The sequence below is a fragment of the Niveispirillum sp. KHB5.9 genome (genome assembly GCF_048066115.1).
Taxonomy (GTDB): domain Bacteria; phylum Pseudomonadota; class Alphaproteobacteria; order Azospirillales; family Azospirillaceae; genus Niveispirillum.
The window spans coordinates 9,831-22,453 of sequence record NZ_JBLTYX010000006.1 but is presented as its reverse complement, the minus strand read 5'-3'; the positions used below and the strand labels follow the sequence as shown (position 1 = coordinate 22,453).

General features: G+C 66.8%; 9 protein-coding genes. 1 reads left to right on the top strand and 8 read right to left on the bottom strand.

The genetic code is table 11. The annotated features are described in order from the left end of the window. Positions 1-110: 110 nt before the first annotated feature. The 5 genes from cysS to ACM9HJ_RS12170 form a co-directional block, all read right to left on the bottom strand. Complete coding sequence (gene cysS, locus ACM9HJ_RS12190; protein ID WP_416572004.1) at positions 111-1,481, bottom strand: cysteine--tRNA ligase; 1,371 nt, start codon at positions 1,479-1,481, stop codon at positions 111-113. Positions 1,482-1,535: 54 nt separating this feature from the next. Continuing rightward, positions 1,536-2,894, bottom strand: coding sequence for a glutamate--tRNA ligase (gene gltX, locus ACM9HJ_RS12185; protein ID WP_416572003.1), 1,359 nt, complete (start codon positions 2,892-2,894; stop codon positions 1,536-1,538). A gap of 54 nt (positions 2,895-2,948) precedes the next feature. Further along, the gene (locus ACM9HJ_RS12180) at positions 2,949-4,115 is read right to left on the bottom strand and encodes an adenylate/guanylate cyclase domain-containing protein (RefSeq protein WP_416572002.1); all 1,167 of its coding nucleotides are present in this window, start codon (positions 4,113-4,115) and stop codon (positions 2,949-2,951) included. A 90-nt stretch (positions 4,116-4,205) separates the two neighbouring features. After that, positions 4,206-4,937: a DUF6250 domain-containing protein gene (locus ACM9HJ_RS12175; protein ID WP_416572001.1), complete on the bottom strand. Its 732-nt coding sequence runs from the start codon at positions 4,935-4,937 to the stop codon at positions 4,206-4,208. 20 nt (positions 4,938-4,957) lie between these two features. Continuing rightward, positions 4,958-6,250 (bottom strand): replication-associated recombination protein A, encoded by a 1,293-nt coding sequence (locus ACM9HJ_RS12170; protein ID WP_416572000.1) that lies wholly within the window; start codon positions 6,248-6,250, stop codon positions 4,958-4,960. 193 nt (positions 6,251-6,443) lie between these two features. Here ACM9HJ_RS12170 and ACM9HJ_RS12165 point away from each other — a divergent pair, with 193 nt between their 5' ends. Continuing rightward, positions 6,444-8,030 (top strand): alkaline phosphatase family protein, encoded by a 1,587-nt coding sequence (locus tag ACM9HJ_RS12165; RefSeq protein ID WP_416571999.1) that lies wholly within the window; start codon positions 6,444-6,446, stop codon positions 8,028-8,030. 3 nt (positions 8,031-8,033) lie between these two features. Here ACM9HJ_RS12165 and ACM9HJ_RS12160 read toward each other — a convergent pair whose 3' ends face one another. The 3 genes from ACM9HJ_RS12160 to ACM9HJ_RS12150 are packed head-to-tail and all read right to left on the bottom strand — an operon-like array spanning position 8,034 to position 12,621. Next, positions 8,034-11,249 carry a hypothetical protein gene (locus tag ACM9HJ_RS12160; RefSeq protein WP_416571998.1) on the bottom strand — a complete coding sequence of 1,072 codons (3,216 nt, stop codon included), beginning with the start codon at positions 11,247-11,249 and terminating at the stop codon, positions 8,034-8,036. Beyond that, positions 11,246-11,941 (bottom strand): OmpA/MotB family protein, encoded by a 696-nt coding sequence (locus ACM9HJ_RS12155; protein ID WP_416571997.1) that lies wholly within the window; start codon positions 11,939-11,941, stop codon positions 11,246-11,248. Before ACM9HJ_RS12155 ends, ACM9HJ_RS12160 begins: the two co-directional genes overlap by 4 nt. Beyond that, on the bottom strand, positions 11,941-12,621 hold the full coding sequence (locus ACM9HJ_RS12150) for a hypothetical protein (RefSeq protein ID WP_416571996.1): 681 nt from the start codon (positions 12,619-12,621) through the stop codon (positions 11,941-11,943). Before ACM9HJ_RS12150 ends, ACM9HJ_RS12155 begins: the two co-directional genes overlap by 1 nt. Positions 12,622-12,623: the final 2 nt, after the last annotated feature.

Below are 12,623 nucleotides of genomic sequence, written 5' to 3'. Positions count from 1 at the left end.
AGGTCAGGTCGAGCGGAGCGAGCCCTGACAAGGACGGTGCCAGTGAGTGTCAGGGCTCGGCCTTCGCCTCGACCTGACCTACGGCACCATCACGGTTAAGGGGTGCGACCTCAGCCCCGCTTCCAGGTCGTGCCCTTGGGGCCATCCTCCAGAATGACGCCTTGGGCAGCCAAGTCGTTGCGGATGCGGTCGGCCTCGGCGAAGTTCTTGGCCTTGCGGGCGGCAAGGCGATCGGCGATGGCCTGTTCGATGGCCGCGTCGGGGTCACCCTGTAGCCAGACCTTCGGTTCTTGGGTCAAGAAACCCAGCAAGTTGGCCGCCGCCTTAAGACGAGCAGCGGCATCTGCCGCCCCAGCTTTATCACCTTTAATATCAGCCCCGTAATAGGCGTTCACCTGTTCATACAAGACCGAAATAGCTTTTGGCGTATTTAGATCATCCATCAACGCCGCAAGAAATTCTGCTGGTACTTCGGCAGTCGGCAGATCACCAGCCTCTTTCGCTTTATCAAGAACACCGTACCACTTGTCCAGAGCCGCACGGGCCTGTTCAACCTTGTCCTTGCTGAAATCCAGCGGCTGGCGGTAATGGGCCGACAGGATGGCCAGACGCAGCGCCTCCCCCGGATATTCATCCAGCAGTTCGCGCACGGTGTAGAAGTTGCCCAGGGACTTGGACATCTTGTCGCCGGCGATGGTCAGGAAGCCGGAATGCATCCAGACATTGGCCATGACCTGGGTGCCATGGGCGCAACGGCTCTGCGCGATCTCGTTCTCATGGTGCGGGAAGATCAGGTCCAGACCGCCGCCATGGATGTCGAACACCTCACCCAAATGCGCCGCCGTCATGGCGGAGCATTCGATATGCCAGCCGGGACGGCCGGAACCCCAGGGGCTGGGCCAGCCGGGCTCCCCCTCCTTGGCGGGCTTCCACAGCACGAAGTCGGCGGGCGACTTCTTATAGGGGGCGACTTCCACGCGGGCACCGGCGATCAGCTCGTCCTGGCTGCGGCGCGACAGCTGGCCGTAATCCGACATGGCAGGCACGTTGAACAGGACGTGGCCTTCGGCGGCATAGGCGAAGCCCTTTTCGATCAGGGTTTCGATCATCGCCACCATGTCGCCGATATGGCGGGTGGCGCGCGGTTCGATATCCGGGCGCAGCAGGCCCAGATCATCCATGTCGGCATGGAACTGCGCGGTGGTGCGGGCCGTGACGCTGTCGATCGGTTCGCCGGAAAGGTTCGACCGCTCGATGATCTTGTCATCCACGTCGGTGATGTTCCGGGCGTAGGTGACCTTCGGGTAGAGGTGCTTCAGCAGCCGGGCCAGCAGGTCGAAGGCGCTGAAGGTCCGGGCATTGCCGATATGGGCATAGTCATAGACGGTGGGGCCGCAGACATAGAGCTTCACATGACCCGGGTCGATGGGCGCGAACGCTTCCTTGGTCCGCAGCAGCGTGTTGTAGAGCGACAGGGTCATGGGAGGCAGCTTTCCGTCAGCAGAAAGATCGTCATTAGAGATAGCGGGGCCGGGTCAGGCCGTACAGCCCGACAGCCGCGCCAGGGCCCGTTCCCGCCCGATCAGCGGCAGCAGGGTTTTCAGTTCCGGCCCATGATCATGGGCCGTCAGCGCCCGGCGCAGCGGCAGGAACAGGGCCTTGCCCTTGGCCCCCGTCGCGGCGCCGACCGCCTTGGTCCAGATACCCCAGGTGGTCTCGTTCCACGCCCCTTCGGGCAGCAGTTCGGCGGCCTTGGCCAGGAACCCGGCATCATCGACCAGCGGCGTGACGGCCGCATGGGTCACAGCCCACCATTCCTTCGCGTCCGACAGACGCGACAGGTTGGGGCGCACGGCCAGCCAGAATGCCTCGTCCGCGCCCGCCATGTCCAAGGCTGCGAAACGGTCGACCACGGCGGCGAAGGGGGCCGCGTGCAGAACCTGGGCGTTCAGGCGCATCAGCTCATCAGCGTCGAACTTGGGCGTGCCGCGTCCGAACTTGCCGAAATCAAATCCTTGCGCCAGTTCGTCCAGGCTGCCGGCGGCGGCGATGGCATCGGACGTGCCCAGGCGGGCCAGATAGGCGCTGAGCGCCAGCGGCTCCACCCCTTCCTCGGTGCGCAGCGAACGGACGGACAGCGAACCCAGGCGCTTGGACAGGCCCTCGCCTTCCGATCCGGCTATCAGGGGAAGGTGGGCGAAGGTGGGAACCGCCCCCTGCCCCTCTATCCCCATCAATGCCTGGAACAGTTGCACCTGCACGGCGGTGTTGGTGACATGGTCCTCACCGCGCACGATATGCGTGATGGCGAAATCCAGGTCGTCGACGACGGAGGTCAGGGTATAGAGCGGGCGCGCATCCTCCCGGATCAGCACCGGGTCGGACAGGTCGGCACCGCGGAAATGCTTATGCCCCTGGACCAGATCGTCCCAGGTGATGTCCGCATGGTCCAGCTTGAAGCGCCAATGCGGACGCCGTCCCTCCCCCTCCAGCCGGGCGCGGTCGGCATCGGTCAGGCGCAGGGCGGTGCGGTCATAGATGGGCGGGCGATGCTGGGCCAGCATGGCCTTGCGCTTCAGGCCCAGTTCCTCCGGCGTCTCATAGCAGGGGTAGAGCCGGCCGGCCTTCTTCAAGGCCTCGGCAGCTTCGCCATAGCGCGCGTAGCGATCGGATTCGCGCGCATAGCGGTCCCAGGTCAGGCCCAGCCAGGTCAGATCCTCGGCGATGCCATCCGCAAAGGCCTGGGTGGAGCGTTCCTCGTCCGTGTCGTCCAGGCGGAACATGAAGCTGCCGCCATGACGCTTCGCGAACAGCCAGTTCACGATGGCGGTGCGGACATTACCGATATGCAGGTTGCCGGTCGGGCTGGGCGCGAAGCGGACGGCGACGGTCATTTTACAAGATCGCATAGGGGAAGAGAAAGCCGGGCAGCGATAGCATGGCCGCCATCAACAGGGCACGAAAATCTCTTCCGGATGTACCAGCCCACGGACAGGATGCACCCCCACCGACCGCATGGCCCGGCCGGAGCAGCCGGCAAAGGCGGTGGAGACGACGAAATGACTGTCCAGCACCTTGGCCACTTCCAGCAGCCGGCTGGCCAGGTTCACGGCGGGGCCGACGACGGTGAAATCCAGCCGGCGCTTGCCGCCGATATTGCCAAAGGCGACATGACCCAAATGCAGGGACAGGCCGTAATCGATGCGGGTCTGGCCGTTGGGGCAGGCCTCGTTCCACTCGGTGACGGCATCATGCAGGGTGGCGGCGGCGGCCAGGGCATGGCCGCAGGCCTCACGCGGGTTCAGCATATCGGCCGGGAAGATGGCCAGCATGCCATCACCCATGAATTTCAGCACTTCGCCGCCATGGGCCTCCACCGCGTCCACGGCCAGGTCGAACCAATGGTTCAGCCGCTCCAGCACGGAAGCCGACAGATTGTCGGCGGTGAAGCTGGTAAAGCCGCGCAGGTCGCAGAACAGGATGGCGGCGAAGATATTGTCGGCATCGCCACGCGAGATCTGGCCGGCATAGACTCGGTCGCCGGCGCCGGCACCCAGGTAGGTGGCCAGCAGGTCGCGCGCGATGTTGCGCACCACGCGGGCCTCCAGGATCGGCGATACGGCGGCCACGATATGGGTCAGGTCGGCAATGTCCTGGTCGGTGAAGGGCCGGTACTTGGCAGCGAACGACATAGCCGCCGACCGGTGCTTGTCCTGCACCTGGATGGGGGCGATGAAATAATCATGGAACCCCTCCCGCTTCAGCCGGGCCAGGAGCGGCATTTCCGTCTCCTCCTCCGCCAGGCGGACACGATAGGGCTCCCCCGTTTCATCGACGCGGTGCACCGGGCTATTGAGATATTCGCCCATGTCCGTGTCGACACGGTTCAGCCGGTGGGTGCCCGTCGTCTGGCCGCAGACCCAGACCCGGCCCTCCCCCACCACTTCGGGATGGAGCAGTTCCAGGTTGAGAGAGACGCGGCCGATGGGAATGCCCGACTTGGCGACGCGGTCCACCAGCTGGGCGAACAGCTGGTCGATATCGAACAGCTGGTTGCCCTCGATCAGCAACCAGTCGGCGATGGGTCGGACACGGTCGGACAGGATGAAGGTCAAGGGGCGGGCACTCCGGCATCAAGCGCCCATAGAGTGGGGTGCGGGCCGCCCCGGCGCAAGGCCCGCTTACGCAGGCGTGGCCCGACCAAATCAGATGTAACCGGCCGTATGGACGCGGAAATTCCGGATGCGCAGATGGCTTTGCGTCGTCCGCAGGGCGAAATGGCCCTGGGTCAGCGGGGCGGGGTCGAGGAAATCGAACAGCAGCCGATCGTCGCGCCAATACCGGATGCGGGGGCCGACCGCCGCCAGGGTGATGGTCTGCCAGACATTGCCGACCAGCATGTCGGCCGGCAGGCGGCGATCGTTCTCCGGCAGCAGCGGCCGGTCGCCGGCCCGGCCCGTATAGCGGCGGAATCTGGTGGTGGTGTTGGTATTGCCGCCCTGGCCCACATAATAGAGTACCAGATCGTCATAATCCTCGAACTTGCCCGACCGCGGCTTGGCCAACGCGTCGCCATCGGGGGCGGTCGGGTCGGTGGCCATCCAGAAGGCGTTCAGGTCGGACAACCGGTCGTTCGGCTCGCCCTGGGCCACCATCAAAGCCTCATACCGGATGGCGATGGCACCGGACAGGCGGCGCCGGAACCAGAGGGAGGTGCCGGCGGGCACGTCGATATCGAGGATGCCGTCGGCGGCCGTGACCGTGCCGGGCCGGTGGGCCTGGACCAGCCAGTTATCCAGGCCGGCGCGGAAATCATCCGCATGCAGGACCTCGCCCAGGGACAGGCCGGGCGGGGTGGTGGCGGTTGCTGGGCGCGATGCGGACAGGGCAGCGAGGCCGGCGGCGGCGGTGAGGAAGGCGCGGCGATGCATGGACATGGAATCCGTCATGTCAAAGATCACGCCCCGCCCTTCTCCGCCCGCAGTCGCGCCCAGTAATCCAGGCGCTTCTTGATCTCCCGCTCGAACCCGCGTTCCACGGGGCGGTAGAAATCGCGACGTCCCATCTCCTCGGGGAAATAGTTCTGGCCGCTGAAACCCTCGGCCGTGTCATGGTCGTAATTATAGCCATGGCCATAGCCCAGCTGCTTCATCAGCTTGGTGGGGGCGTTCAGGATATGCTTGGGCGGGGACAGGCTGCCCGTCTCCTTGGCCGACCGCACGGCATCCTTGTAGGCGGTATAGGCGGCGTTGGATTTGGGTGCGGTGCCCAGATAGATCACCAGCTGGGCGATGGCCAGCTCCCCTTCCGGGCTGCCCAGCCGTTCATAGGCTTCCCAGGCGGCCGTCGCCTGGGTCAGGGCCGCCGGGTCGGCCATGCCGATATCCTCCACCGCGAAGCGGGTCAGGCGGCGGGCGATGTAACGGGGGTCTTCGCCACCGGCCAGCATGCGGGCATACCAGTAGAGGGCCGCGTCGGTGTCCGACCCGCGCAGGGATTTGTGCAGGGCGGAGATCAGGTTGTAATGGCCTTCCTGCGCCTTGTCGTAAAGTGGCATGCGCCGCTGCACGGCGGCGGCCAGGGCGTTGGTGTCCAGAACCTTGTCGGCCGGCAGGGCAAACAGTTCCTCGCACAGGTTCAGGCAATAGCGGCCATCGCCATCGGCCAGCGCCTTGACCGAGGCGCGGGCATCGGCGTCCAGCGGCAGGGGGCGGCCTTCCTCTTCCTCCGCCCGGACCAGCAGCTTTTCCAATGCCGCATCGTCCAGGCGGTTCAGGACGAAGACCTGGGCGCGGGACAGCAGTGCGGCATTCAGCTCGAAACTGGGATTTTCCGTGGTGGCACCCACCAGGGTGACGGTCCCATCCTCCACATAGGGCAGGAAGCCATCCTGCTGCGACCGGTTGAAACGATGGATCTCATCGATGAACAGCAGGGTGCCCTGACCGCCCAGGCGCCGCGCCTTCGCCGCCTCGAACACCTTGCGCAGGTCGGCCACGCCGCTGAAGATCGCCGACAGCGGTTCGAAATGCAGGTCGGTGGTCTGGGCCAGCAGGCGGGCCAAGGTGGTCTTGCCGCAGCCGGGCGGACCCCACAGGATCATGGAGACCAGCCGGCGGGACCCGATCATGCGACCGATGGGGCCGTCGGCGCGCAGCAGATGATCCTGGCCCACCATCTGGTCCAGGCTCTGCGGCCGCAACCGGTCGGCCAGGGGGCGGGGCGCCTGTGCTTCGAACAAACCCGACAATTGGCAAATCCCTGAGCAGCCGATCCCGTTCCGTTCCTATTATCCCAGATGGGCAGCCGGCGACGCAATGTCCATGGGCGCGCACCCGGCGCCACCCACCGACCGGCCCATTTCTTGAGTATATGACTTATATTGCTGATAAATTGAATATCATATGATTTCATACCGTAAAAATCGATCGCTGGGAGTGACCATGACGCCGATGCCGCAGATCAAGCATGTCATCTACTACATGCTGGAGAACCGATCCTTCGACAATATCCTGGGCTGGCTGTACGAGGATGGCGCGGAACCGGAACATGTCATCGGCAGGCAGCAACAGCCCCGCTTCCATGGTCTGTGGGGCGGCAATCATTCCAATTGCTTCGATAGCGCCCCTGACGATCCGCAACCGGTAAGGCGCGGCGTGTCCCAAGATGGCGTCCCGATGTTCGATCCGCATGAGCCGTTCGAACATGTGAATGTCCAGCTGTTCGGCTCGGGCATTGCGACACCCGTTCCGCCCGACACCCCACTCACCATGCAGGGCTTCCTTCAGGATTTCTCCACCGCGCTGACGGGAACGCTGGCACCGGTTGCCGATATGGGCGGCCTTCTGGGCACGCTGGCCAAGGACCTCTGCCACCAGATTACACCGGGCGAAGCCCTGCAGATCCTGGAGACCAACAGTCCGGAGAACCCGCCGATCCTGAACGGGCTGGCGCGCAATTTCGCGGTGTCGGACCTGTGGTTCGCATCGGTGCCGACCCAGACCTTTTCCAACCGGGCCTTTTCCGTCTGCGGCAATTCCATGGGCTTTGTCGATAATCAGACGACGCTGCTGGGCTATAAGCCTGACAGGTTCAAGACGCCCAGCATCTGGGATGTGCTGTCCGCCAATGGCCATGACCTGGCATCCGACTGGATGATCTATCACCAGACGCGGCAGCTGGGCGTCTATTGCCTGACGGAATGCGCCTTCGACATTCCCGATCCGGACACCCATCTCACCCATGCGGATGCGCTGTTCACCGCCATCGAGGATGATGCGCTGCCGCGCTTCAGCTATCTGGAACCGGCCTGGCTGCGCCACGACCTGCACAGCAACGGCAATTCCTTCCATCCGCCGGGGGAGAATGGGCCGGGAGAGGATTATCTGAAGCGGCTCTATGACAAGCTGACATCGAACCGGAAGGTCTGGGAAAAGACCCTGCTGATCGTCAGCTTCGACGAACATGGCGGCACCTATGACCATGTGCCCCCGCCCTGGGGTGCCACGCCGCCCTGGGGTGACGGCCAGCCGCCCTATGACCTGGAACAGAAGTTCGGGTTCGACCGGTTCGGTGTGCGGGTGCAGACCCTGTTCGTTTCCCCCTGGATCAAGGCGCAGACGGTGATCCGGTCACCCACCGATGTGCCGTTCGACCATACCTCCATCATCGCCACGATCCTGACCTGGATGGGCGTGCCGCGGGAGAAATGGGGCCTGGGTGCGCGTGTGGACAATGCCCCGACCTTCGAAGCGGTGATCAATGGCGACACGCCACGGCAGGATGTACCCGATATCCGGCTGTCGCCACCGCATGCCGCCATCCTGCGCAACCCGCCACCGCCGGAGGCCTGCCCGATCACGCCGTTGCAGCTGAAGGTGCTGCCCCTGCTGCTGCAACGCCTGCATGACTACAAGCTGACCAGCGTGACGCTGGATCTGGCCATGATGCGGGTGCTGGAGCACGGCCATACGGTCGATGGCCTGATCAAGGGCATCGAAGCGGAAATCGAACGGGTGAAGCAGGGATAGGGGTTACGACGGTGGCTGTGTCGGGGCGGCCGCCGGCTGGCCTGCCGGCGGCGGGGTCGCCGCTTCCTGGCGCGTGGTGCGGTAATTGTCCAGGAAGCTGCGGAACAGGTCGATCTCGGTGATGCGCTGGCGGATGGTGTTGGCATCGGCCAGCCCCGCCGATTCCTCCGGTCGGGTCAGCAGGCGGAAGAAGGAAGCATCCTTGCCCTGTTCCATCGCCGGCCCGAAATCACGACGCAACGCGTCCAGCCCAGCATTGTCACCGGCCAGCGACAGGGCCGTGGCCCGGTTGACCACCAGATTGGAAACCTGCGGGTCCAGGGCCGTGCCGGCAGTGGGCGGCGCGCCGATGACATCCGCCAGGGCCTGGGCCGCCGCCTTCCACTGTTTGTCGCGCATGGCGATGTCGATGCGCAGCAGGTTGGCGTTGCGCGACTGGTCGGCGGCCAGCAGCTGCACCGCTTCGCCGCCCTTGTTGATCTGTGACAGGGCGCGGGCGCGCAGCAGCTTGCGCTCCTCCGCCAGTTCCGGGGTGATCTCCGGCACCACACTCTTGTCCAGGGCGGCCACCGCGTCCTCCGGCTTGCCGTCCAGCAGGCGGATGCCGGCCAGACGCGTGCCGACCTGGGCCTTTTCCAGACCGGTCAGCCGGTACTGCACCTGATGGTCCAGCAGCTGGGCGGCGCGATCCAGCAGATCGATCTCCACCAGCCGTTCGGCCAGCTTGCGGATGATGCGGTCGCCATCGGGACCGGGCGGGGTCAGTTCGCGATAGGCTTCATACAGCCCCATGGCCTCCAGCGGCGACATCTTGGCCGCCCCGTCCGTGGCGAACAGGTCGGTGAAGGTGCGGGTCATATCGGCGGCGATCTCTTTCGCCTCCGGCGTATCGGGGAAGGCGGAGATGGTATCGCGCATCGTGTCGAAGGCGCGCGGATAATTGCCGGCGATGGCATGCACCTCCCCGATGCGGCGCAGGTTGGACAGTTCCAGCGCATCGCCGCGCCAGGCGAAGCGCATCGTCTCCATCTGTTTGGCGGCCTCCTTGGGCGGCATCTTGCCGGCGGCCAGCGAGGTGTCGATGAAGTCGCGCTTGGCGCGCATGGCATAGAGCCGGTCGCGGCCGGCCTGTGCCTGCTTGAAATAGGAGATGGCCTTGTCATTGTCGCCGAGCGCGCGGAAGACGGCGCCGCGGAAATATTGGACGGCGGCGGCCTGGTTGCCGCTTTCCCCACCGCGCTTGGCCAGCTTGTCCATGGTGATGGCCGCCGCTTCCGGCTGGCCGGTCCGCAGGGCGGCGTCGGCCGCCGCCAGGGCCAGCGGCGTATAGAACGGCTCCGGATAATGGTCCAGCATGTCCTTGTTGGCCTGGAAGGCGGCATGGGCACCGGCATAGTCGCCCTGTCCGGCCAGAGCACCCGCCCGCCACAGGGCGGCGTCGGGTTCGGTCGCCAGCGGCCGGCTGGACAGGTCGGCGGCGGCCCCGGCGTAATCACCGGTCAGCACGCGGGCGATGCCGCGCACCGCCAGGAATTCCGGCCGGCGGTCCACGTCCGGCTGCAAACCCTGCACGCGGGTCAGCATGCCCTGCGCCTCGTATCCCATGCCATTGGCCAGGTAGAAGCGGGCCACATCCAGGCGGCCGCGGGTCTTCTCCTCCTCCGGCAGGGCGGTCAGGCGGTCCCAGCGGGCTTGGCGGGTCTTCAGGTAATCCTTGCCCGCCACCTGGCCCCAGCGCTTGAAATCGAACAGTTTTTCCTGTTCCACCGGCGGCGGGGGCGGCGGGGTGGCCACGGCCACATCGGCCGGCGGCGACAGGCGCAGGCCGCCCGGCACCGTCACCTCCACCCCCTCGCGCACCGGCTGCACCGACAGCCGGTCGTCAAGCGCGCGGATGACCAGACCCTGCAAGGTGGGCAGGAACTGCGCCTCCGTATAGCGCAGCGGCGCCTGCACATGCTGGCCCGGCAGCGGCAGGGGCACGATGGACAGCGTGTCGCCCACCACCGGATCCTTGAAGGCGATCACCCGTTCGGCATCCGTGGCCGGCACGACCAGACGGGGGCCTAGGGCGAAATCGGGATCCGGGCGCGGCTGGATGGAGGTACCCGACACATCGCGCGGGGCACTGTCGCTGGCCCGTGACAGGATCACCTGCCAGGCGGTGCCGTCACGCTTCACGGCGGCCTGCAGCACGGCCGGCATGGGCAGGCGGAATCCGCCGCCGCCCTCCACCGCCACCGGCTCTATCGAGACCTGAAGTTCCGGCGGCACGGCGGGCGCGGTTTCCGGCGATACCGGATCGCCGAACAGCACATAGAGATAGCCCGCCCGTTCGAAGATCGCCGCCGTCCGCGCCGCCTTGGGATCGAAGGACAGCATGATGGGCGACATCACCGGTTCGGCCGGCGTGACCGGGGCCGCGGCATCGGCGGCCAGCGGCAGAGCCTGGGTCGCGGCCGGACCGGGTGGGGGCGGCGGTGCTGGGGTGCGGTTCGCGGCGGTCGCAATGGGGGTGGCGGCCGGCGGCGTCTGTGCCGGGGCGGGCGGCGGTGGAGACGTGGCCGGGGCCGGCGTCAGCGCCGTGGGCGCGCCGGTAGCCGCCGGCGCACCTGTGGCCGCCGTCTGGTTGCCGCGCAGCTGATAGAGCGGGGAACCTTCCTTGGCCGGGCGCGGATCGACAGGTTTGGGCGGGGTCTGCTGCGCCGTCGCGGCCGGGGCTTGGGCCGGCGGGGTGGTGGTAGCGGCCGCCGTCTGCGCCGGGGGCGGCGGTGGTGGACTGGCGGGGGCCGGGGTAGCGCCGGGCGGGGCCTTGTCCAGCACATCGACCAGGATGCGGGTGCCGGCGCGGCCATGCTTGATGCCGGCCCCGGCGGGAATATCGAAGCGCACCGTCACCGCACCGTCGGATGCGGTCTGGGTCAGGCCGGTGACACGGATGGGTTTGGCGCGCAGCACGCCGGCCAGATCGACCTGGGCCGCAACCGGGAAGCGGATGGTTACCGCCGCACCGCTCTGTTCCACGGTGTACGGCACCTCGCGCGGCCAATCGAAGACCAGGCGGCTGTAATCGGGATGCACGCCGCTGCGCACGGGTACACGGGTGGCGGCAGGTGCTGCGGCGGCCGGGGCGGGCTGCTGCGCCATCGATGCGGGCAGCAGCGCCGATGCCGCCACCGACAGCGCCAGGGTACCGGCCAGGAGACGGGCGATGCTCATGGCGCACCGCCATGTTCGCGCACGACCAGATCGACGCGGCGCGCCGCCTCGCTCACGGCACCGCCCGACTGGCCATCGCCATGGCCACGCACGGTGATGTCGCGCAGATACCCCGCCTCGTGCAGGGCGTCGGCCACCGTCCGGGCGCGGGCCAGCGACAGTTCCCAATTGCTGGCCCAGTTCGGTCCGGCGGGCGACGCGTCGGCATGGCCCACCACATCCACGGCATTGCCGATATTGGCCGCCACACCGCCCATGGTGAACAGGGCCGCCCGCCCCTTCTCCGACAAGGTGGCATCGCCCGGCGCGAACAGCAGGTCGGACGGCAGGGACAGGATCAGCGTGCCCTCCACCCGCCGGATGGTGACATCGGCCAGTTCGGGATTGGCCGCCATCTGGCTTTCGAAGACACGGCCCAGATAGCCCAGTTCAATCGCCTTGCCCCGATCCAGGCTGGCGGCGGAAAAGGCGGCCTCCGGCCGCGCATCGCCCTGCTGGTCAAGCTTCGCCCCCGGTGCACCCGCCGCCAGCGCCTTGTACCGGGCGGGGTCGGGTTCCGACATGGCGTAGAGCATGACGAAGAAGGTCAGCAGCAGGCAGACCAGATCGGTGAAGGTCAGCAGCCAGGTCTTGCCCGCCGGGGTGGCAGGTGACGCGAAGCTGAAGGGCGAGAAGCGGACAGGGGCGGCCATCAGGTCCCCTCCCCCGGCGGCAGGGTGAACAGCAGGCGCACCTGCCCCGCCTCATCACCCGTTTCCAGCCCCACGGACAGTGACGCGGGATCGGCGCCCAGCGCCGTGACGGCGCGGGCCAGCGCCCCGGCCCGCGCCACCAGGGGGGCCTGATCGACGGCATCCTTCGTGGCGAACAGGAATTCCCCGCGCACGGCGATGCCACGCGGCCGGGCCTCCAGCGTCCGGGCCACCCGATCCATCAGGGTCTGTTGAGCGGGACGGATGGTCAGGCCATCGCCGGCAAACAGGCTGGCGGCCGGCATGGTGATGTGCAGCGTGCCCGTCTGCGTCCCCGCCTCCACCTTGGCCAGCGGCAGTTCGGCCCGGATCAGGTCGCCCAGATCGGCAAGTGCCCGCGCCGCGTCGCGCCGCGCCTGCTGCCGGTCGCCCGCCGCACCCGTCAGCAGGGATTGGGCGGAAAACGCGTCATCGACGCTGCGCATGACCGCGCCCACCTTCTCGTCATGGAAATGCGAGATGGAGTTCAGCAGGATGAAGAAGGCCAGCAGCAGGATGAAGACGCCCAGATAAAGCAGGGTCGCCCCGTCCCCGCCCTCGGAACGGCTACCGGACGCGCCGAACCGCAGGGGAACCGCCATGTCAGGATCGGTGCTGCCGGATGTGCGTGTCTGGGGCATTC